The following is a 21,658-nucleotide window of genomic DNA, read 5'->3' on the forward strand; positions in this document are numbered from 1 at the left end:
GAAACCGTGACAGTCCTGGTGGCAACGACCACACCAGCGGTACGGTGAGTGGCGTGCGTCACGTGCGCGCCGACGAGAGGACGGGCATGGGGATCGAGACCTTCGACTACGTGGTGATCGGGTCGGGCAGCGGCGGCGGCGTGGTCGCCGCACGACTCACGGAGGACCCCGACGTCCGCGTCCTGCTCCTCGAGGCCGGGCCGATGGACGACGACGACATGATCCACCTGCCGGCCGGGTTCTCGACGCTGTTCAAGACGTCGTGGGACTGGGGCTACCAGACCACCCCGCAGAAGCACCTCGGCAACCGTCGCGCCGACTGGCCGCGCATGAAGGCGCTCGGCGGCTGCACGTCGATGAACGCGATGATCTACATCCGCGGCAACCACGCCGACTACGACGAGTGGCGCGACGCCTACGGCGCCGACGGCTGGGGCTACGACGACGTGCTGCCCTACTTCGTGCGGTCGGAGGGCAACCAGCGCCTGCGCAACTCCTTCCACGGCAACGACGGCCCCCTGCACGTCGAGGACCGCCGCCACGACCACGAGCTCAGCCACGCGTTCGTCGAGTCGGCCGTCGCGAACGGCATGAAGCGCACCGACGACTTCAACGGCGCGGAGCAGGAGGGCGCCGGGCTCTACCAGGTCACGTGCCGCAAGGGCCGACGCTGGTCGGTCGCCGACGCGTACATCCGTCCCGCCCTGTCGCGCCCGAACCTGGTGCTGCGCACCGAGGCGTTCGTGACGTCGATCGACCTCGAGGGCGCGAAGGGCGCCAAGCGCGCCGTCGGCGTCACCTACCGGCGGGGCGCGTTCACCGAGACGGTGCGCGTCAACGCCGAGGTCGTCCTCGCGGGTGGAGCCATCAACAGCCCCCAGCTCCTCATGCTGTCGGGCATCGGCCCCACCGCGCACCTCAAGGACCACGGCATCGACGTCCAGGTCGACCTGCCTGGCGTCGGGCAGAACCTGCAGGACCACCCGGTCTCCGGCGTCCTCGCGCACACCCAGGGCACGACCGACATCGCCGCGTCGCTCAACCTGCCCCAGCTGCTCAAGGCCCAGAAGCTGGGTCGGGGGCCACTCACGTCGAACGTCGCCGAGGCCGGGGCGTTCTTCACCTCGCGCGACGACCTCGACCTGCCCGACCTGCAGTTCCACTTCGCGCCCACCGGCTTCTGGGACAACGGCCTGCACGAGCCCACGCAGCCGGCCCTCACCCTCGCCGCGACCCTGGTGCGCGTGCAGAGCCGCGGCCACGTGCGGCTGCGGTCGGCCGACCCGAGCTGGAAGCCGGAGATCGAGGCCGGCTACCTCGACGACCGCGCCGACCTCGAGGCGCTCGCCGCCGGCATCCGCCGCGCCTGCGAGATCCTCAAGGACGGTCCCTTGGCCCGGTACGTGAAGGCGCCGTGGGAGCCCGCGTCGCTCGACCCCACCGACGACCAGGTGTACGCCTCGATCAACCGGCTCTGCCAGACGCTCTACCACCCCGTCGCCACGTGCGCGATGGGCACCGGCGACGAGAGCGTCGTCGACCCGCAGCTGCGCGTGCGCGGCGTCGAGGGTCTGCGCGTCGCCGACGCGTCCGTCATGCCCGCGGTCCCGCGCGGCAACACCAACGCCCCCACGATCATGGTCGGCGAGAAGGCCGCCGACCTGCTGAAGGAGTCCCGATGACCTCGACGTACGACCGCCACCCGTCCCCGCCGCCCACCTCCGCCTCGGTCCCGGCCGACGGCGTCGAGACCTTCGAGTCGCTCGACCCGGCCACCGGGGACCTCGTCGGCGTGCACCCCGTCGCCGGTCCGGAGGACGTCGCCCTCGCGGTCGAGCGTGCGCGCGACGCCGCCGCCTGGTGGGGCAACCTCACCTTCGACGAGCGCGCGGAGCACCTGCTCACGTGGCGCAGCGTCATCACGCGCCGGATCGCGCAGCTGTCGGAGCTGTCGCACCGCGAGACCGGCAAGCCGATCCCCGACGCCCAGCTCGAGATCGCGCTCGCCATCGACCACGTCGCGTGGGCCGCCAAGCACGCCAAGAAGGTGCTCGGCCCGCAGCGCGTGGCCTCCGGCCTCGTCATGGCCAACCAGAAGTCGACGGTGGAGTACAAGCCGCTCGGCGTCGTCGGCGTCATCGGCCCGTGGAACTACCCGGTCTTCACCCCGATGGGCTCGATCGCCTACGCGCTCGCGGCGGGCAACACGGTGGTGTTCAAGCCGAGCGAGTACACGCCCGGCGTCGGCGTGTGGCTCGCCGAGACGTTCGCCGAGGTCGTCGGCGGCATCCCCGTGCTGCAGGCGATCACGGGCCTGGGCGCCACGGGCGCCGCGCTGTGCACCTCCGGTGTCGACAAGCTGGCGTTCACCGGCTCGACGGCCACCGGCAAGAAGGTCATGGCGGCGTGCGCCGAACGGCTCACGCCGGTCGTCATCGAGGCGGGCGGCAAGGACTCGCTCATCGTCGACGAGGACGCCAACATCGCCAAGGCCGCCGAGGCGGCACTGTGGGGCGGCATGTCCAACGCGGGCCAGACGTGCATCGGCACCGAACGCGTCTACGTGCACGAGAAGGTCTTCGACGCGTTCGTCGCCGAGATCACCGAGCAGGCCAGGGGGCTGCGCGCCGGCACCGACGCGGGCGCCAAGATCGGGCCGATCACCATGCCGTCGCAGGTCGACGTCATCCGCGGTCACGTCCAGGACGCGCTCGACCGCGGCGCCACGGCCGTCGTCGGCGGTGCCGACGCGGTGGGCGAGCGGTTCGTGCAGCCGACGATCCTCACCCACGTGCCCGAGACGTCGACGGCCATCACCGAGGAGACGTTCGGGCCCACGCTCGCCGTGAACCCGGTGCGCGACATGGACGAGGCGGTCCGTCTCACCAACGCGGGCAAGTACGGGCTCGCGGGCGCGGTGTTCTCCAAGCGCAACGGCGTGGAGATCGCGCGCCGGATCCGTTCGGGCATGACCTCGGTCAACGGCATCATCACGTTCGCGGGGGTCCCCGGGCTCCCGTTCGGCGGTGTCGGGGAGTCGGGCTTCGGCCGCATCCACGGCCCCGACGGGCTCAAGGAGTTCACCTACGCCAAGGCGATCACGCAGCAGCGCTACGCCCCCCTGCTGAACCTCACGTCGTTCAAGCGGGCCGCGAAGGACGAGAAGGGCCTGAACCTGGTCGTCACGCTGCTGCACGGCGGCAAGAAGACGCTCAAGCCGTAGTCCGGATGGTGCCCGACGGGCCCGCACCCCTCTCGCGAGAGCCGGGTGCGGGCCCGTCGGCGTCCGGACCTGAGGTAGCGGATAGGGCATCCGCCCGATGTGGCGCCCTACCTCAGACGGCGACGGTGGAGTCGTCCCCGAGCCGCAGAAGAGGTACCGCCATGATCCTCGACCCGCTGGGCTACGTGCCCACCGAGATCGCCCTCCGCACGACGATCGCGCGCAACGCGTTCGCCGCCCAGCCGCGCCGTCCCCGCCGTCCCCGCCGTCCCCGCCGTACCCACCGCCGCCTCGTGCAGTGGACGGTCCCCACGTTCCCCGACGGAGCCCGGACGAGCGCACGACGCCACGCCGACGGCAGCGCGTGACACCACGAGCCGACGGTCGGTGCGCGACGGCATGATGGACGTCGTGCAGAGTCCGATCGTCGGCCGCGACGCCGTCCTCGACGAGCTCGCCGAGGCGCTGGGCCTGGACGGCTCGACCCCCGGCCGTGCCGTGCTGCTCGGCGGCGACGCCGGCATCGGCAAGACGCGCGTCGTCGACGAGACGGTCGAGCGGGCGCGGTCGGCCGGCGTCCGCGTCCTCGTCGGGCACTGCCTCGACCTGGGCGAGCACGTGCCGGCCTTCCAGCCCGTGGTCGACGCGCTCGCCGGTCTCGACGCGACGCCCTCGGCCGACGACGTCGTGGGGCTCGGCGAGCTCGCGACGTCGCTGCCGGCCCTCGAGGTGCTCCGCTCCGGCGGGGTGGGGGAGGACGACGGCGACCGGCTGCGTGCCGACGTCGTCGCTGCGGTCGCGCACACGCTCGAGCACCTCGCGGCCGCGGGCCCCGTGCTGCTCGTCCTCGAGGACCTGCACTGGGCCGACGCCTCCACACGGCACCTCGTCCGCTACCTGCTCGGCCGCAGGTTCGTCCGCCCGGTCGGGCTCCTGCTCTCCTTCCGCAGCGACGACCTGCACCGTCGGCACCCGCTGCGTCCCGCCCTGGCCGAGTGGACCAGGCTGCCGTCGGTGCAGCGCATCGACCTCGCGCCGCTCGACGACGCGGCGATGTCGGACCTGCTGAGGGGCCGGACCTCCCGCGACCTCAGCGCGGACGGCGTCGACACGATCCTGGCTCGTGCCGAGGGCAACGCCTTCTACGCCGAGGAGCTGCTCGACGCCGGTCTCGCCGGCGGGTCGCTGCCGGAGAACCTGGCCGACCTCCTGCTGGTGCGGGTGGACCGGCTGCACGACGACGCCCGGGCGGTCGTGCGAGCCGTGGCGTGCGCGGGCGGTCCCGTGGCCGACGTTCTCCTACGACGGGCAGTCGAGACCGAGGGTCCGGTCGACGACGCCCTGCGGGAGGCCGTCGACCTCAAGGTGCTGGTACCCGTGGGGGAGGCCCTGCGGTTCCGTCACGCCCTGCTGGCCGAGGCCGTGCTCGACGACCTGCTGCCGGGAGAGCGTCGGCGCGTGCATGCGGCGTTCCTGCGAGCATTGGAGTCCGACCCCGGCCCGGTCGCGGCCGCCACCGTCGCGCTGCACGCGCACGGCGCGGGCGATCCGGCCCTCGCCTTCGAGGCCGACCTGCGTGCGGCCGACGAGGCCCGCCGGGTCGGGGGTCACGACGAGGCTGCGGGGCACCTGCAGCGTGCGCTCGGCGTCGTCGACCACGCGCCCGAGGGGCACGACGTCGTCGGTCTCGTGATGCTGACCGCCGACACCCTGCTCGCCTCCGGCCGGTTGCGGACGGCGGGTGCGCTGCTCGCCGACCACCTGGAGCACGAACCGCGAGGCGAGGGTCGCGCGCGGCTGCTGTACACGCAGGGGCAGATCACCTACCTCGGCGGGACCGACGCCGAGGCCGACGCGGCGAGCCGTGCCGCGCTCGCGGCCGCCGAGGACGCCTCGGTGGCCGTCAGGGCGCGGGTGGAGTCGTTGCGCGCCCAGGTGGCCTCCACGCTGGGCCTGCTCGAGGAGTCGGTCGAGCGTGCCGAGACCGCACTGCGGCTGGCCGAGGAGGCCGGCGACGACCCGACGGTGGCCGAGGCCCAGACGACGCTGCTGCGGGTCCTCGCCCGCACCGGTGCCGACGCCACGGGTACGCGGGACGGCTACCTCGAGCTGGCCGAGGCGGCGCGCGCCCGCGGCGACGTGCACGGAGAGCTGCGGGCGTGGCACCACCTGGCCTTCTCGCACTTCAACGCCGGCGAGCTCGAGCGCGCCGACCACTACTTCCGGGTGTGCCTCGAGCGGGGCCGCGCCACGGGCCGGTCCTGGGCTCCCTACGGATTCGACGGCCGCTTCTTCGCCGCGCTCGTGGCCTACCTGCGGGGCGACTGGGAGGAGGTCGCGGTCCTCGCCCACGACCTCCGGGGCCCGACGCGACTCGCCCGCGCCTGCCTGCAGGCGGTCGGGATGCTCGTGGCGGCAGGGCGCGGGACGCCCCTGCCGACGGACGTCGTCACGTCGGTGCGAGCGCGCTGGGACCTCGACCTCGCCCTCGCCGTGCACAGCGGCACCGCCCTCGTCCACGCCGCAGCCGACGCGCACGGCGCGATGCAGGCCCACGACGAGCTGGTCACGACGCTCGACGCGGTCTGGCGCGACCACCTCGGTCCGCAGCGGCTGCGCCTCGGCGGGCTGCTGGTGGGGCGTCTGGCCGGCGCAGCGCCCACGAGCGGCGCCGCCGACCGTCGGCGCTTCCTCGAAGCTGCCGACGCCGCCCTGGCCGCGGCCCAGGAGGCGGCCGCCCTGGCGCCGCAGCTGGGCCCGGAGGGCAGGACGTGGCTGGTGCGTCTGCAGGCCGAGCGACTGCGCCTGCGGTGGCTGGCCGGTGTCGACGCCGACCGCGAGTCGCTCGAGGACCTCTGGCGGCGCGCGGTCGAGGGCTTCGGCGCGTACGGCGAGGTCTACGAGCGGGCTCGCTCCCAGGTCCGGCTCGCGCAGGTGCTGCTGACGTCGGGGAGGCGCCAGGACGCGGTGTCGCTCGTGGAGGATGCGACCGCCACGGCGCGCCGGCTCGGGGCGCAGCCCCTGCTCGACGAGGCGGCGGCGCTGGTGCCGTTGCGGCCCGACGTCCGTGCCGAGGCGCAGGCCGTCGCGCTCACGCCGCGCGAGCGCGAGGTGCTGTCACTCGTGGCCGAGGGGCGGACCAACGGCGAGGTCGCGGCACGCCTGTTCATCAGCACCAAGACCGCCTCGGTCCACGTCTCCCACATCCTCGCCAAGCTCGGCGCGTCGTCGCGCACGGAGGCGGCGGCGGTGGCGCGTCGCGACGGGCTGCTCTGAGCCTCAGGCCAGGGCGTCGCGGACGGGGACGAGCTTGGCCTGGCTCTCGGCCAGCTCGTCGGCCGGCACCGAGTCGGCGACGATGCCGCAGCCCGCGAACAGACGCACGCGGCGACCGTCGTCCTCCAGCTGCGCCGACCGCAGGCCGATGCCCCACTCGCCGTCGCCCTCGGCCCCGATCCAGCCGACCGGTCCCGCGTAGCGTCCGCGGTCGAGACCCTCGATCTCGGCGATGAGCGCGACGGCGGCGTCGGTCGGGGTGCCGCCGACCGCGGCCGACGGGTGCAGCGCGGCCACGAGGTTCAGCGCGCTCGCGTCGCCGCGCAGCACGGCCGTCACGTCGGTGGCCAGGTGCATCACGTTCGGCAGGTGCAGCACGAACGGCGCGTCGGGCACGTTGGTGCTCGAGCAGTGCGGGGCCAGCGCCTCGGCGACCGACCGGACCGCGTACTCGTGCTCCTCGAGGTCCTTGCTGGAGCGGGCCAGCGACGCGGCGAGTGCGAGGTCGCGCGTGTCGTCGCCCGTGCGGCGGATCGTGCCGGCCAGGACGCGCGACGTCACCAGCCCGCGCTCGAGACGTACCAGCATCTCCGGCGTGGAGCCGAAGAAGCCGTCGACGTGGAACGTCCAGCAGCCGGGGTAGTCGCGGGCCAGCCGGCGCAGCGGGGAGCGGACGTCGAGCGGCGCGTCGAGCTCGGCGACGAGGTCGCGGGCGAGCACGACCTTGTCGAGCTGCCCGGCGGAGATGCGGCGCACGGCCTCGGCCACCACGTCCTGCCAGGCGTCGCTGTCGACCGACCCGTCGACGAGCTCCACGCCGCACGGGTGCTGCGGCGGGTCGGCGGGCGTGAGGGACGGCGGGGAGGAGATCGACGTGCCCACGACCGTGACCCAGCTGCGCCCGTCGCGGCGACCGACGACCACCTCGGGCACGACGAGGCTGCTGCCGCGACCGTCGTCGGCGAACGCGAAGCTCCCGAACGCCACGAGTCCGCTGCCGGGCACGTGCACCTCGTCGCGCGTGACGCTGTGCCGCGTGACCTCGCGCCACCAGCGGTGCGCGCGGTCGAACCGGTCGGGTCCGTCGACGGACAGCGACGCCGCGCGGCCCCAGCCCACGAGCCCGTCGCCGTGGTGCACCCAGGCGACCGCGTCGGAGTCGCGGCGCAGCAGCGCGAGCAGCGGCCCGGGGTCGTCGACCTCGACGGTGCGGGCGACGAGCGGCGACGGCAGGGGGCTCGCCGCAGCGGCCACGGGGGGAGGGCTCGTCACCCGATCGAGCCTACTCGTGGGACGCTTGCGGGGTGAGCCGAGCCGGACTGGACAAGGAGCCCCGCGACGTCGCGCGCATGTTCGACACCGTCGCCCAGCGCTACGACGTGACGAACGACGTGCTGTCCCTCGGCCAGGACCGACGGTGGCGTCGCAAGGTCGTCGACCTCGTCGCCCCGAAGCCGGGCGAGCGCATCCTCGACCTCGCCGCCGGCACCGGGACGTCCAGCGAACCGTTCCGCGAGGCGGGCGCCACGGTCGTGCCCTGCGACTTCTCCCTCGGCATGCTGCAGGAGGGTCGCCGCCGGTTCGCGCACCTGCCGTTCGTCGCCGGCGACGGCATGCGCCTGCCGTTCGCCGACGCGTCCTTCGACGCGGTGACGATCTCCTTCGGCCTGCGCAACATCCACGACCCGCTGCAGGGTCTGCGCGAGCTGCGACGGGTGACCCGACCGGGCGGTCGGATCGTCGTGTGCGAGTTCTCGACGCCCACGTGGGAGCCGTTCGCGGCGGTCTACTCGAACTACCTGATGCGTGCGCTGCCGTCGATCGCGCGCCGCACGTCGTCGAACCCGGAGTCGTACGTGTACCTGGCGGAGTCGATCCGGGCCTGGCCCGACCAGAAGGGCCTCGCCCTGCGCATGGTCGAGGCGGGGTGGGGCCGTGTGGAGTGGCACAACCTCTCCGGCGGCATCGTCGCGCTGCACCACTCCTTCCGCCCCTGAGTCTCGCCCCTCCCGTGCGCTGCCTGCGGGTGGTCACGACCGGCTGGTGCGCTGCCGCAGGGAGTCTTCGGTCGCCGGTGCGCGCTTCCTGCGGGGTGGGCGGTAGGTGACGCGTGGATACGGGGCCGCTTTCCGCGCGTCATCTACCTCTGGGCGTGGGGATACGCGCGCTACCTACCGCCCACTCAAGGCGCACCCCGAGAACCCGAGCGACGCCGTTCCCAGCCGCCCGGTCGAGGCCCTTTCGGAGGCCACGACCGGCCGACAGCCGCGGCAGTGACGTAGCACGCTCAGATCACCTGCGGCAGCGCGCCAGCAAGATCACGACCACCACAGGCAGCGCACCGGGGGTCGAGACGGCCCGCGGCCAGCACAGCGCACGATCGGGGACCGTCCCGCACACACCCGCACCACTTCACTTGCACATGTGCGCGGATGTGCACACAATGAACTGTGCTGACGACGCTGCGCCACCACCCGCGCTACGCCCGACTCTTCGCCGCCCAGCTGAGCGGGCTGCTCGGCACGGGTGTGCTGACCGTCGCGCTGGCCCTGCTCGCCGCCGACCTGGCGGGACCGCGGGCGGCCGGGGTGCTGGCGACGGCGATGACGGTCAAGATCGTCGCCTACGTCGTGCTGTCGCCCTGGATCGCGCGGCTGACCGCCGGCTGGGCGCCGGTGCGCGTGCTCGTCGGCGCCGACGTCGTGCGCGTCGCGGTCGCCGCGTCGCTGCCGCTCGTGGACGCCACCTGGCAGGTCTACGTGCTCGTCCTGGTGCTGCAGGCGGCGTCCGCCGGGTTCACGCCCGCCTACCAGGCCCTCCTTCCCCGGGTGCTGCCCGAGGAGGGTGACTACCGGCAGGCGCTGTCGCTGTCGCGGGTCGCGTACGACGCCGAGGCGGTGGTGAGTCCCGCGGTCGCGGCGCTGGCGCTCGTGCTGGTCGACGCCCGCTCGCTGTTCCTGCTGTCCGCCGTCGGGTTCGTCGGCTCGCTCGCCTGGGTGCTGGCCGCACGACCGCCCGCCGCGGCCGCCCCCGCGGGGGAGCGGGAGGAGCGCAGCGGCGGGTTCGTGGCGTTCGTGCGGGTGCCCGACCTGCGCCGGCTGCTCCTGCTCGACCTCGTCGCGGCCTGCGCCTACGCGTCGGCGCTCGTCCTCACGGCGACCCTGGTGGCCGACGTCGGCTGGGGCGAGCCCGAGGTCGGCGTCGTGCTCGCCGTGTTCGGAGCCGGCTCGGTGGTCGGTGCGGTGCTCGTCTCGCGCTGGACGGGGGAGCCGTGGGCGCCGATGTGCTGGGGCGCGGGCGTGGTGACCCTGGCGCTGCTCGTCGCCGCGACGGTCGGTGGCGGGGGTGCGGGGCTCGTCGTCACGTGGGCCGTCCTCGGCCTGGGGTCGTCGCTCGTCCTCACGCCGTCGGGCCAGGTGCTGAGGGCGCAGGGAGAGGGTCGACGGCTCACGCTCCTGTTCGCCGGGCACTTCGCCTGGTCGCACGCCTGCTACCTGCTCACGTACCCGCTCGCCGGGATCGTGGCCGTGCAGGCGTCGCCCCGGCTGGCCCTCGCCGCCCTGGGCGGCCTGGCCGCAGTCGCCCTCGTCGGCGCGCTGCGCCCCCATCACGCCCACTCCCGCCTGTTTGCGTGGGGCCCCACGCAAACAGGCTCCGCCCACCGCAAGCATGCGGCCTGAGTGCGCGCTTGCGTGGGGCCCCACGCAAACGCGCACGGGTGGCGGCCCTGACGAGGGGCGCGACCGGCGCGCCGACCCCTGCGCGACCCCGGCTGCGCCACAATGACGACGTGAGCGACGGCGGCAGGGGCGGACGGGCGATCGAGCCTGCGCCCAGCCTGCGTCACGACGTCGAGCCCACGGCCGAGCGGCTGGCCGAGGCGTCGGAGGTGTTCGGCCTGCTGTCCGACCGCACCCGACTCCACCTCCTGTGGGTGCTGGCCCGCCAGGACGCCGACGTCACCACCCTCGCCGACACGGTCGGCGCGAGCCGGACGTCGGTCAGCCAGCACCTCGCGAAGCTGCGTCTCGCCGGGCTCGTCGAGGCGCACCGCGAGGGCCGCCGGGTGCGGTACACCCTCGTCGGCGGGCACCTGCGTCGCCTCCTCCTCGAGGCTCTCGGACACGCCGACCACGTCGTCACGGGCGAGCCGCACCACGTCTGACCTGCGTCGACACCATCCCACCGGACGCCGCACCCCGACTTAGTGTGACCTCAGTTACACACGCCCCTCGGCGGGCGTAGAGTGAGGCGCAGGTCACGTTGTGAAGTAGTTCACAAGGTCACGACCTCGGGAAGACCCCACGCCCACACATGCTGGAGGTGACGGTGAACGAGTACACACCCGTCCTCGTCCTGGGTGCCCTCGCGGCCGGCTTCGCCGTGTTCAGCATCGCGATCGCGCCGCTCACCGGACCGAAGCGGTACAACCGCGCCAAGCTCGACCGCTACGAGTCCGGCATCGAGCCCAGCCCGCTCCCCGACGGCGGCGGCAAGGTCAGCGTCAAGTACTTCTTCACCGCGATGATGTTCATCGTCTTCGACATCGAGATCGTCTTCCTCTACCCCTTCGCCGTCGCCTTCGACCAGATGAGCTGGTTCGCCGTCTTCGCGATCCTGCTCTTCCTCGTCAACGTCACGATCGCCTACGCCTACGAGTGGCGTCGCGGTGGAATGGAGTGGACCTGATGGGTCTCGAGGAGAAGCTGCCCAGCGGCGTCCTGCTCTCGACGGTCGAGGGCCTCGCCGGCTACATGCGCAAGGCGTCGTTCTGGCCCGCCACGTTCGGGCTCGCCTGCTGCGCCATCGAGATGATGACGTTCGGCGCCCCCCGGTTCGACTCCTCCCGGTTCGGCATGGAGGTCTTCCGTCCCAGCCCCCGCCAGGCCGACCTGATGATCGTCGCCGGCCGCGTGAGCAACAAGATGGCGCCCGTCCTGCGCCAGATCTACGACCAGATGGCCGAGCCCAAGTACGTGCTCGCCATGGGCGTCTGCGCCAGCTCCGGCGGCATGTTCAACAACTACGCGATCGTGCAAGGCGTCGACCACGTCGTCCCCGTCGACATGTACCTCCCCGGCTGCCCGCCCCGCCCCGAGATGCTCATCGATGCCATCCTCAAGCTGCACGACAAGATCCAGCACACCAAGCTCGGCGCGCACCGTCTCGAGGAGATCCGTGCCGACGAGGCCGCCGCCCTCGACGCCGCGCCGACGTCGGCCATGAAGGGCCTGATGCGCTGATGGCCGACGACAAGACCCGCACCGTCGACGACCACACCACCACGCAGGACCGCTCGCACGACCCCGTCCCCGACGGCAACGCACCCGTCGTCCCCGCCGGCACCGACACCTTCGAGGTCGTCGACGTGCGCCAGGGCATGTTCGGCGTCCACGGCACCGGCGACACGAGCGGCTACGGCGGCATCACCCGCCCCGTCGCGATGCCGCCCGCCTCCCAGCCGCCCTTCGGCCCCGGCGACGGACCCGGCTGGTTCGACGACGTGCACGACCGACTCGTCGCGCTCTCCGACGGCACCGACGCCGTCGAGCGCGTCGTGGTCGACCGCGGCGAGATCACCTTCGTCGTCCGCCGCGAGACGCTGCTCGACGTCGTCCGGCACCTGCGCGACGACGCGGCGCTGCGCTACGAGCTGTGCAGCAGCCTCTCCGCCGTGCACTTCCCGCACGAGACCGGCCGCGAGCTGCACGTCGTGCTCCACCTGCTCTCCATGACGCACCGGCGCCGCATCCGCGTCGAGACCACGTGCCCCGACGCCGACCCGCACGTGCCGAGCGTCGTCCCCGTCTACCCGACCGCCGACTGGCAGGAGCGGGAGGCCTACGACATGTTCGGCATCGTCTTCGACGGCCACCCCGCCCTCACCCGCATCCTCATGCCCGACGACTGGCAGGGCCACCCCCAGCGCAAGGACTATCCCCTCGGCGGCATCCCGGTCGAGTACAAGGGCGGCACGGTCCCGAGCCCCGATCAGCGCAGGAGCTACTCGTGAGTGGCTTCCAGTGTCGGTGCGGAGTGGTCTCGATACGTCCGACCGCGCTCCTTCGTCGCCGCTCGGACTACTCGACCAGCGGGATCCTTCGCTGGTCGAGTAGTCCCCGTTGCGAGGCACGAGTATCGAGACCACTCCGCAACGGCTCAGCGCTCGGGAGGACGCGATGACCGACACCACCCACGACGCCTACGCCGGCACGAGCGAGTCGACGTCCGGACCCGTCTTCACCGTCACCGGTCAGGACTGGGACACCGTCGACGCGTCCGCCGTCGACGGCGACCGGATCGTCGTCAACATGGGGCCCCAGCACCCGTCGACGCACGGCGTGCTGCGACTCATCCTCGAGATCGACGGCGAGACGGTGAAGGACGCCCGACCCGGGATCGGCTACCTGCACACCGGCATCGAGAAGAACATGGAGTACCGCACCTGGACGCAGGGCGTGACGTTCTGCACCCGCATGGACTACGTGGCGCCGTTCAGCAACGAGGCCGCCTACGTCGCCGCCGTGGAGCGGCTGCTGGGCGTCGAGGACGACGTGCCCGAGCGGGCCCGGACCATCCGCGTGCTCATGCTCGAGCTCAACCGGATCAGCTCGCACCTCGTCTGCATCGCGACCGGCGGCATGGAGCTCGGTGCCCTCACGGTCATGACCTGCGGCTTCCGCGACCGCGAGCTCATCCTCGACCTCTTCGAGGCGATCTCGGGCCTGCGCATGAACCACGCCTACCTGCGACCCGGCGGCGTCGCGCAGGACCTGCCCGACGGCGTCGTCGAGCAGCTGCGCGACACCGTCGCCCTGCTGCGCAAGCGGCTCCCGGAGTACGCCGCGCTGTGCAACGCGAACCCGATCTTCAAGGGCCGGCTCAAGGGCGTCGGGCACCTCGAGCTCGACGGCTGCCTCGCCCTCGGCCTCACCGGACCCGTGCTGCGGGCCACCGGCTACGACTGGGACCTGCGACGCACGCAGCCGTACTGGGGCTACGACACCTACGACTTCGACGTCGTCACCTGGGACGAGCCCGACGCCTACGGCCGGTTCCGCGTGCGGCTGGAGGAGATGTGGCAGTCGCTGCGCATCGTCGAGCAGGCGATCGACCGGCTCGAGGACACCGCCGGCGCGCCCGTCATGGTCGACGACCCGAAGATCGCGTGGCCGGCCCGGCTCAGCGTCGGCAGCGACCGGCAGGGCAACTCCGCCGAGCACATCCGCCACATCATGGGCGAGTCGATGGAGGCGCTCATCCACCACTTCAAGCTCGTCACGGAGGGCTTCCGGGTCCCACCGGGCCAGGCCTACGCGGCGATCGAGGCCCCGCGCGGCGAGATCGGCTGCCACGCCGTCTCCGACGGCGGCACCCGCCCCTACCGGGTGCACTTCCGCGACCCGAGCTTCGTCAACCTGCAGGGCACGTCGATCATGAGCGAGGGCGGCATGTTGTCCGACGTCATCGTCGCCATCGCCAGCATCGACCCGGTCATGGGCGGGGTGGACCGATGAGCCAGGGCGTCACACCGCCGCTCGACGAGGCGACGATCGCGGAGCTGCGCGAGCTGATGGGCCGCTACCCGCAGGCGCGGTCGGCGCTGCTGCCGATGCTGCACCTCGTCCAGTCGGTGCAGGGCAGCGTCACGAGCGAGGGCGTCGAGACCTGCGCGCAGCTCCTCGGTCTGACCACGGCGGAGGTGTCCGGCGTGGCCACCTTCTACACGATGTACAAGCGGCGCACGATGGGCACGCACCACGTCGGCGTCTGCACCAACACCCTGTGCGCGGTGATGGGCGGCGACGCGATCTTCGAGCGGCTGAGCGACCACCTCGACGTCGGCAACGACGAGACGACCGCCGACGGCCAGGTCACCCTCGAGCGCATCGAGTGCAACGCCGCCTGCGACTACGCGCCGGTGCTGACGGTCAACTGGGAGTTCATGGACCACCAGACGCCGGAGTCGGCCGTCGACCTCGTCGACCGGCTGCGTGCGGGCGAGCCGGTGCAGGCCTCCCGTGGGGCCACCATCACCAGCTGGCGCGACGCCGAGCGCGTGCTGGCCGGCTTCGAGGACGGCCGTGCCGACGAGGGCCCGTCGGCGGGCGACGCCTCGCTCGCGGGCCTGCGGATCGCCCAGGAGCGCGGCTGGTCGGCACCCCCGGTCCCCACGGTGGCCGACGCCGGGACGCGGGACCACGGCCCCGCCGACGAGGTCGCGCGGTCGAAGGACACAGCGGAGGCGGAGGCCGACACGCGTCGGGCCGAGGACGAGACCGTCGCCGAGGAGTCGCCTGCCGACGTCCGCGGCGGAGGTTCGAAGGAGGGCGGGGAGTCCGATGACTGACACGCTGACGCCGGTGCTGAGCCGGGGCTGGGCCGACGAGCGCTCGTGGACGCGCGAGGCCTACGAGGCGCGCGACGGCTACAGCGCGCTGCGCACGGCCCTCGACATGGCGCCCGACGAGATCGTCACGCTCGTCAAGGACGCCGGGCTGCGTGGTCGCGGCGGCGCCGGGTTCCCCACGGGCATGAAGTGGAGCTTCATCCCGCAGGACAACCCCCACCCCAAGTACCTGGTGGTCAACGCCGACGAGTCCGAGCCGGGCACGTGCAAGGACATCCCGCTCATGATGGCCAACCCGCACGAGCTGATCGAGGGCGTCGTCATCGCGAGCCTCGCCATCGGCTCGGAGCAGGCGTTCGTCTACGTGCGCGGCGAGGTGCTGCACGTCGTGCGACGTCTGCGGGCCGCGTGCCGCGAGGCGTACGAGGCCGGCTACCTGGGGGCCGACGTGATGGGCTCCGGCCGGCGCGTCGACCTCGTCATCCACGCCGGCGCCGGCGCCTACATCTGCGGCGAGGAGACGGCGCTGCTCGACTCGCTCGAGGGTCGGCGCGGGCAGCCGCGGCTGCGGCCGCCGTTCCCCGCCGTCGAGGGTCTCTACGCCAGCCCCACGGTGATCAACAACGTCGAGTCGATCGCGTCGGTGCCGGCCATCGTCCGCGGCGGCGTCGACTGGTTCGCCTCAATGGGCACGGAGAAGTCCAAGGGCTTCACGCTCTACTCGCTGTCGGGCCACGTGCGACGCCCCGGCCAGTACGAGGCGCCGCTCGGCATCACCCTGCGCGAGCTGCTCGACCTCGGGGGCGGGCTCCGCGACGGGGCCGAGCTGAAGTTCTGGACGCCGGGCGGCTCCTCGACGCCGATCCTGACGGCCGAGCACCTCGACGTCCCGCTCGACTACGAGGGTGTCGGCGCCGCCGGCTCGATGCTCGGCACCAAGGCGCTGCAGGTCTTCGACCAGACGACGTCGGTCGTGCGGTGCGTGCTGCGCTGGACGGAGTTCTACAAGCACGAGTCCTGCGGCAAGTGCACGCCGTGCCGCGAGGGCACCTGGTGGCTGGTCCAGGTGCTGCAGCGCCTCGACGCGGGCCAGGGTCGTGAGGGTGACGTCGAGCTGCTGCTCGACCTCTGTGACAACATCCTCGGCCGGTCGTTCTGCGCCCTCGGCGACGGCGCGACCAGCCCGATCACCTCGGCCGTCCGGCACTTCCGCGACGAGTTCGAGGCGGGGATGCACACCCCGTCGGCGGAGCTGTTCCCGCCCGCCGCGTCGACGCTCTTCGCCGCGGAGGTGAGCGCATGACCGTCGAGGCGTCCCGCGAGACCCAGGCCCCGGTCGACCTCGTCACCCTGACCATCGACGACGTCGAGGTGAGCGTCCCGAAGGGCACGCTCGTCATCCGCGCCGCCGAGCTGGTGGGCACCGAGATCCCACGGTTCTGCGACCACCCGCTGCTCGAGCCGGTCGGCGCGTGCCGGCAGTGCCTCGTCGAGGTGCCCGACGCGGGCAACGGGCGCGGCTTCCCGAAGCCGCAGGCCTCCTGCACGCTCGAGGTGGCGCCCGGCATGGTCGTCCGGACGCAGGTGACGTCGCCGGTGGCCGAGAAGGCGCAGCACGGCACCATGGAGCTCCTGCTCGTCAACCACCCGCTCGACTGCCCGGTGTGCGACAAGGGCGGGGAGTGCCCGCTGCAGAACCAGGCGATGAGCCACGGACGGGGGGAGAGCCGCTTCACGGAGACCAAGCGGACGTTCCCCAAGCCGCTGGCCGTCTCCGAGCAGGTGCTGCTCGACCGCGAGCGCTGCGTGCTGTGCGCACGCTGCACGAGGTTCTCCGAGCAGGTCGCCGGCGACCCGTTCATCGCGCTCGTCGAGCGCGGCGCACGCCAGCAGGTCGGGATCGGGCCGTCCGTCGACGCCGAGGCGTTCGGCGACCGTGCCGGTGCTGACGGTGAGGGGGGCGGCGCGCAGCCGTTCCACTCCTACTTCTCGGGCAACACGATCCAGATCTGCCCCGTGGGTGCGCTCACCAGCGCCGACTACCGGTTCCGCTCGCGGCCCTTCGACCTCGTCTCGACGCCGAGCGTGGCCGAGCACGACGCCTGCGGTGCCGCGATCCGCGTCGACCACCGCCGGGGTGCCGTCATGCGGCGCCTCGCCGGCGACGACCCCGAGGTGAACGAGGAGTGGGTCACCGACAAGGACCGGTTCGCGTTCACGTGGAGCCGCCAGGACGACCGGCTGCGCACGCCGCTGGTGCGCGACCCCGACACCGGTGGGCTCGTGCCGACGTCGTGGCCCGGTGCCCTCGCCGCAGCCGCGGCGGGGCTGCGCGAGGCCGCGGGCAAGGTGGGCGTGCTGCCCGGCGGACGCCTCACCGCCGAGGACGCCTACGCCTACAGCGTGTTCGCCCGGGTCGCGCTGCGCACCAACGACATCGACTTCCGCACGCGTCCGCACTCGGCGGAGGAGTCGGCGTTCCTCGCCGCTCGTGTGGCCACCCGCCAGGACGTCGCCACGCGCGACCTCGAGTCGGCGTCGACCGTGCTGCTCGTCGGCCTGGAGCCCGAGGACGAGGCCGGCACGCTGTTCCTGAGGCTGCGCAAGGGCTCGCGGCACGGGGTGCGCGTCGTGGCGGTCGGCTCGCACACCACGCGCGGCCTCGCCAAGTGCGGTGGCGAGCTGCTGGCCGCCCGTCCTGGCGAGGAGGCCTCGACCGTCGACGCGATCCAGGACGGCGACGGCTCGGCCGACCTGGGTCTCGACCGCCGCTCCGTCGTGCTGCTGGGCGAGCGGCTCGCGTCGTCGCCCGGTGCGTTCAGCGCCGCGGTCCGCCTGGCCGAGCGCACCGGTGCCCGTCTCGCGTGGGTGCCCCGGCGTGCCGGCGACCGCGGCGCGGTGGAGACCGGGTGCCTCCCGACCCTGCTGCCCGGCGGCCGGCCGGTCGCCGACGCCGAGGCGCGAGCCGACCTCGCGGCGGCGTGGGGCGTGCGCTCCGTGCCCGCGAAGGCCGGCCGCGACACCACGGCGATCCTCCGGGCCGCGGCGAAGGGCCAGCTGCGTGCCCTCGTAATCGGCGGCGTGGAGCTCGACGACCTGCCCGACGCCGCCCTGGCGCGCGAGGCCCTGGCCGCCGCCGACTTCGTCGTGAGCCTCGAGGTGCGCGAGAGCGACGTGACCCGCGCCGCCGACGTCGTCCTGCCGGTGGCGCCACCGGTCGAGAAGTCGGGCACGTTCGTCACCTGGGAGGGCCGCCTGCGACCGTTCGGCACCGTGCTCGAGGTGCCCGGCTCGCTCACCGACGTCCGTGTGCTCGCGGGCGTCGCCGAGGAGCTCGGCGCGCCACTGGGCTTTCGCACCACGGCGGGCGCGATGCGCAGCATGCGCGACCTCGGCCCCTGGGACGGCGCCCCGGCGCCCGCCCCCGACGAGCGCGTCCCCGAGCCGTCGGCCCGCACGGAGGAGCAGCCCGCTGCCGGCGAGGTCGTGCTCGCCACCTGGCGCCAGCTCGTCGACGACGGACGGCTGCAGGACGGCCAGGACCGCTACCGCGCGACGGCTCGTCGCGCCGTGCTGAAGGCCTCGGCCGCGACGCTGGCCGCGGCCGGCGTCGAGCCGGGCGGCGTCGCCACGATCGCCACCGACCTCGGCAGCGCGTCGTTCCCCGCCGAGGTGGCCGACCTGCCCGACGGCGTCGTGTGGGCCCCCGGCAACAACGGCGTCCACCTGCGCGGCACCCTGGGCGCCGACCACGGCTCCACCGTCCGTCTGCTGGCGGGAGGCGACCCGCGATGAGCGAGGCGTTCGGCAACGAGGCGTTCTGGGTGGTGGCGCTGAAGGCGCTGCTGGTCTTCGTGGTCCTGGTGGTCTACACGCTGTTCAACATCTGGTTCGAGCGCCGCGTGGTGGCGCGCATGCAGCACCGTGTGGGCCCCAACGTGCACGGGCCCTTCGGGCTCCTGCAGTCGCTGGCCGACGGCGTGAAGCTGGCGCTCAAGGAGGACATCGTCGTCAAGGCGGCCGACAAGGTCGTCTACGTGCTGGCGCCGATCATCGCCACCATCCCCGCCTTCCTGGCCTGGGCGGTCATCCCGTTCGGGCCGGAGGTGCGGATCCCGTTCACCGACACCGTCACGCCGCTGCAGCTCACCGACATGCCGGTCGCCGTGCTGTACGTCCTGGCGGTCACCTCGATCGGCGTCTACGGGATCGTGCTCGCCGGCTGGTCGTCGGGCTCGACCTACTCCCTCCTCGGCGGCCTGCGCTCGAGCGCCCAGGTCATCTCCTACGAGGTGGCGATGGGCCTGAGCTTCGTCACCGTCTTCCTCTACGCGGGCACGATGTCGACGAGCGAGATCGTCGCCGCCCAGGAGGACGTCTGGTACGTCCTGCCGCTGCTGCCGTCGTTCATCATCTACGTGATCGCGATGGTCGGGGAGACGAACCGCGCCCCGTTCGACCTGCCGGAGGCCGAGGGCGAGCTGGTCGGCGGCTTCCACACCGAGTACTCGTCGTTGAAGTTCGCGCTGTTCTTCCTGGCCGAGTACATCAACATGGTCACGGTCTCCGCGATCGCGACGACGCTGTTCCTGGGCGGCTGGCGCGCCCCGTTCGGCATCGGCACGCTGTGGCCGGGCGCGAACGAGGGCTACTGGCCGGTGCTCTGGTTCCTCGGCAAGACGCTGGGCTTCATCTTCCTGTTCGTCTGGCTGCGCGGCACCCTGCCCCGCATGCGCTACGACCAGTTCATGGCCTTCGGCTGGAAGGTGCTCATCCCGATCTCGCTGGTCTGGATCGTCGCGGTCATCGTCGTCCGCAAGGGCATGACCGACGGCACCTTCGACCAGCGCACGCTGTTCGTCGCGGCCGGCGTGGCCGCCGCGGTGCTGCTGGTGAGCCTGATCCTGCCCGAGCGGAAGTCGTCCGACCCCGGGCTGACGACCGAGGTCGACGCGCCTGCGCCGACCGACGACGGTGGCGGCTCCTACCCGACGCCGCCGATGCCCGACCAGACCTGGAACCAGAAGGAGGGCGTCCGACGATGAGCGACACCAAGGGCGGAGGCAGCCTGAAGGAGACGCTGTGGGACCCGATCGCCGGCTTCGGCGTCACGTTCCGCACGATGTTTCGCAAGCCCGTCACGGAGCAGTACCCCTTCGAGAAGAAGCCCACGGCGCCCCGGTTCCACGGCCGGCACCAGCTGAACCGCTGGCCCGACGGGCTCGAGAAGTGCGTGGGCTGCGAGCTGTGCGCCTGGGCGTGCCCGGCCGACGCGATCTACGTCGAGGGCGCCTCGAACGGCACCTCCGACGGCACCGACGGGGGAGGGGAGCGCTTCAGCCCGGGGGAGCGGTACGGCCGCGTCTACCAGATCAACTACCTGCGCTGCATCCTCTGCGGGCTGTGCATCGAGGCGTGCCCGACGCGCGCCTTGACGATGACCAACGAGTACGAGCTGGCCGACGACAACCGCGCCGACCTCATCTACGAGAAGTCCGACCTGCTGGCGCCGCTGCTGCCCGGGATGGTCGAGCCGCCGCACGCCATGCTCATCAGCGACGACCACCACGACTACTACGCGGGCAAGACGCTCCCGGTGGTCGAGGTCACGCACGGGGAGGCGACCGAGTGACCGCGTTCTGGATCGTCGCGCCCGTCGTGGTGGTGGCGGCCCTGGGGCTGCTGTTCGCCCGCAAGGCCGTGCACGCCGCGCTCAGCGTGGCCGTCGTGATGGTGGGGCTGGCGGTGCTGTACGCGGCGCAGGGCGCCCCGTTCCTGTTCGCGGTGCAGATCATCGTCTACACCGGCGCGATCATGATGCTGTTCCTCTTCGTGCTGATGCTGGTCGGCGTCGAGTCGCGGGAGTCGTTGACCGAGACGATCCGCGGCCAGCGGCTGGCGGCCACGGTGGCCGGTCTCGGCTTCGGGTTCGTGCTCGTGACGGCGGTCGGGCAGACGACGCTGGGGCCGGTGACGGGTCTGCGCTCGGCGAACGAGGACGGCAACGTCTACGGGCTGGCCGCGCTGATGTTCGGTCCGTACGTGGTGGCGATGCAGCTCACCGCGGCCCTGCTGGTGACGGCGGTGCTCGGGGCCATGGTGCTGGCCCACCGCGAGGCACTCACGCCGCGGCGCCGCCAGGCCGAGATCGCGCGCGACCGCATGGCGGAGTACGCGGCGACCGGCCGCCACCCCGGCAACCCGCCGACGCCTGGCGTGTTCGCCCGCCACAACGCGGTCGACACCCCCGCCCCGCTGCCCGACGGCAGCCCGGCGGCGGACTCGGTGTCGCCGAGCATCGTGGCGCGCGGGCAGCTGCGCGACGGGTTCGACGACGACATCCACGTGGTCTCGCGCCAGCTCCGTCGCGAGGACGACGAGGACGAGCCCCGGCGGGGGTCCGGGGCCGTGGGCCGGGACGGTGGGCCCCGGCGGGGGTCCGGGGCCGTGGGCCGGGACGGTGAGCGCCGGCGGGGGTCCGGGGCCGTGGGCCGGGAGGAGAACGAGTGAACGAGTACCTGACCCTCTCGATGATCCTCTTCACCATCGGTGCGGTGGGCGTGCTGGTGCGCCGCAACGCGATCGTCGTGTTCATGTGCGTCGAGCTGATGCTGAACGCGACGAACCTCGCGCTCGTCACGTTCTCGCGCCAGCACGGCACCCTCGACGGCCAGATCGCGGCGTTCTTCGTCATGGTCGTCGCGGCCGCCGAGGTCGTGGTGGGGCTGGCGATCATCGTGTCCATCTACAGCACGCGTCGCACGACCTCGGTCGACGACGCGAGCCTGCTGAAGCTCTAGGGGGCGGGC

Annotated in this window: 19 protein-coding genes; 18 read left to right on the forward strand and 1 reads right to left on the reverse strand. The window is 72.8% G+C overall.

Annotated features, from left to right (window positions below; translation table 11 throughout):
- Positions 1–53 precede the first annotated feature (53 nt).
- The 4 genes from QE370_RS08760 (at position 54) to QE370_RS08775 (ending at position 6,499) form a co-directional block, all read left to right on the forward strand.
- Positions 54–1,682: a GMC family oxidoreductase N-terminal domain-containing protein gene (locus tag QE370_RS08760; RefSeq protein ID WP_309634120.1), complete on the forward strand. Its 1,629-nt coding sequence runs from the start codon at positions 54–56 to the stop codon at positions 1,680–1,682.
- Positions 1,679–3,223: an aldehyde dehydrogenase family protein gene (locus tag QE370_RS08765; RefSeq protein WP_309634121.1), complete on the forward strand. Its 1,545-nt coding sequence runs from the start codon at positions 1,679–1,681 to the stop codon at positions 3,221–3,223. Before QE370_RS08760 ends, QE370_RS08765 begins: the two co-directional genes overlap by 4 nt.
- Before the next feature lie 161 nt (positions 3,224–3,384).
- Positions 3,385–3,591 (forward strand): hypothetical protein, encoded by a 207-nt coding sequence (locus tag QE370_RS08770; RefSeq protein WP_309634122.1) that lies wholly within the window; start codon positions 3,385–3,387, stop codon positions 3,589–3,591.
- A gap of 43 nt (positions 3,592–3,634) precedes the next feature.
- Entirely contained in the window at positions 3,635–6,499 is a 2,865-nt protein-coding gene (locus tag QE370_RS08775) for an AAA family ATPase (protein ID WP_309634123.1), read from the forward strand.
- Positions 6,500–6,502: 3 nt separating this feature from the next.
- Here the strand turns inward: QE370_RS08775 and QE370_RS08780 are convergent, their stop codons facing one another.
- Positions 6,503–7,771, reverse strand: a complete 1,269-nt coding sequence (locus QE370_RS08780) for an isochorismate synthase MenF (RefSeq protein ID WP_253026652.1) — start codon at positions 7,769–7,771, stop codon at positions 6,503–6,505.
- Between the two features lie 32 nt (positions 7,772–7,803).
- Between QE370_RS08780 and QE370_RS08785 the strand changes: the two genes are divergently transcribed.
- The 14 genes from QE370_RS08785 to nuoK all read left to right on the forward strand — a co-directional run bounded on the left by QE370_RS08785 (position 7,804) and on the right by nuoK (position 21,649).
- Positions 7,804–8,496 (forward strand): demethylmenaquinone methyltransferase, encoded by a 693-nt coding sequence (locus QE370_RS08785; protein ID WP_067854595.1) that lies wholly within the window; start codon positions 7,804–7,806, stop codon positions 8,494–8,496.
- A 453-nt stretch (positions 8,497–8,949) separates the two neighbouring features.
- On the forward strand, positions 8,950–10,179 hold the full coding sequence (locus QE370_RS08790) for an MFS transporter (protein WP_309634124.1): 1,230 nt from the start codon (positions 8,950–8,952) through the stop codon (positions 10,177–10,179).
- Between the two features lie 110 nt (positions 10,180–10,289).
- Positions 10,290–10,664: a helix-turn-helix transcriptional regulator gene (locus tag QE370_RS08795; protein WP_253026648.1), complete on the forward strand. Its 375-nt coding sequence runs from the start codon at positions 10,290–10,292 to the stop codon at positions 10,662–10,664.
- 164 nt (positions 10,665–10,828) lie between these two features.
- Positions 10,829–11,188: an NADH-quinone oxidoreductase subunit A gene (locus QE370_RS08800; RefSeq protein ID WP_067861288.1), complete on the forward strand. Its 360-nt coding sequence runs from the start codon at positions 10,829–10,831 to the stop codon at positions 11,186–11,188.
- Complete coding sequence (locus QE370_RS08805; protein ID WP_253026646.1) at positions 11,188–11,742, forward strand: NADH-quinone oxidoreductase subunit B family protein; 555 nt, start codon at positions 11,188–11,190, stop codon at positions 11,740–11,742. Before QE370_RS08800 ends, QE370_RS08805 begins: the two co-directional genes overlap by 1 nt.
- The gene (locus QE370_RS08810) at positions 11,742–12,512 is read left to right on the forward strand and encodes an NADH-quinone oxidoreductase subunit C (RefSeq protein WP_309634125.1); all 771 of its coding nucleotides are present in this window, start codon (positions 11,742–11,744) and stop codon (positions 12,510–12,512) included. The genes QE370_RS08805 and QE370_RS08810 overlap by 1 nt, the downstream gene beginning before the upstream one ends.
- Before the next feature lie 166 nt (positions 12,513–12,678).
- Complete coding sequence (locus QE370_RS08815; protein WP_309634126.1) at positions 12,679–14,016, forward strand: NADH-quinone oxidoreductase subunit D; 1,338 nt, start codon at positions 12,679–12,681, stop codon at positions 14,014–14,016.
- Entirely contained in the window at positions 14,013–14,849 is an 837-nt protein-coding gene (gene nuoE / locus QE370_RS08820) for an NADH-quinone oxidoreductase subunit NuoE (protein WP_309634127.1), read from the forward strand. The genes QE370_RS08815 and nuoE overlap by 4 nt, the downstream gene beginning before the upstream one ends.
- The gene (gene nuoF, locus QE370_RS08825) at positions 14,842–16,152 is read left to right on the forward strand and encodes an NADH-quinone oxidoreductase subunit NuoF (RefSeq protein ID WP_309634128.1); all 1,311 of its coding nucleotides are present in this window, start codon (positions 14,842–14,844) and stop codon (positions 16,150–16,152) included. Before nuoE ends, nuoF begins: the two co-directional genes overlap by 8 nt.
- Positions 16,149–18,644: an NADH-quinone oxidoreductase subunit G gene (locus QE370_RS08830; protein WP_309634129.1), complete on the forward strand. Its 2,496-nt coding sequence runs from the start codon at positions 16,149–16,151 to the stop codon at positions 18,642–18,644. The genes nuoF and QE370_RS08830 overlap by 4 nt, the downstream gene beginning before the upstream one ends.
- Positions 18,641–19,894 carry an NADH-quinone oxidoreductase subunit NuoH gene (nuoH, locus tag QE370_RS08835; protein ID WP_309634130.1) on the forward strand — a complete coding sequence of 418 codons (1,254 nt, stop codon included), beginning with the start codon at positions 18,641–18,643 and terminating at the stop codon, positions 19,892–19,894. Before QE370_RS08830 ends, nuoH begins: the two co-directional genes overlap by 4 nt.
- The gene (gene nuoI / locus QE370_RS08840; RefSeq protein ID WP_309634131.1) at positions 19,891–20,481 is read left to right on the forward strand and encodes an NADH-quinone oxidoreductase subunit NuoI; all 591 of its coding nucleotides are present in this window, start codon (positions 19,891–19,893) and stop codon (positions 20,479–20,481) included. Before nuoH ends, nuoI begins: the two co-directional genes overlap by 4 nt.
- Positions 20,478–21,359, forward strand: coding sequence for an NADH-quinone oxidoreductase subunit J (locus QE370_RS08845; RefSeq protein WP_309634132.1), 882 nt, complete (start codon positions 20,478–20,480; stop codon positions 21,357–21,359). Before nuoI ends, QE370_RS08845 begins: the two co-directional genes overlap by 4 nt.
- The gene (gene nuoK, locus QE370_RS08850; RefSeq protein ID WP_083516221.1) at positions 21,356–21,649 is read left to right on the forward strand and encodes an NADH-quinone oxidoreductase subunit NuoK; all 294 of its coding nucleotides are present in this window, start codon (positions 21,356–21,358) and stop codon (positions 21,647–21,649) included. Before QE370_RS08845 ends, nuoK begins: the two co-directional genes overlap by 4 nt.
- The last annotated feature ends 9 nt before the right edge of the window (positions 21,650–21,658 follow it).

Source organism: Aeromicrobium sp. SORGH_AS_0981 (genome assembly GCF_031453195.1).
In the GTDB taxonomy this organism is placed as follows: domain Bacteria; phylum Actinomycetota; class Actinomycetes; order Propionibacteriales; family Nocardioidaceae; genus Aeromicrobium.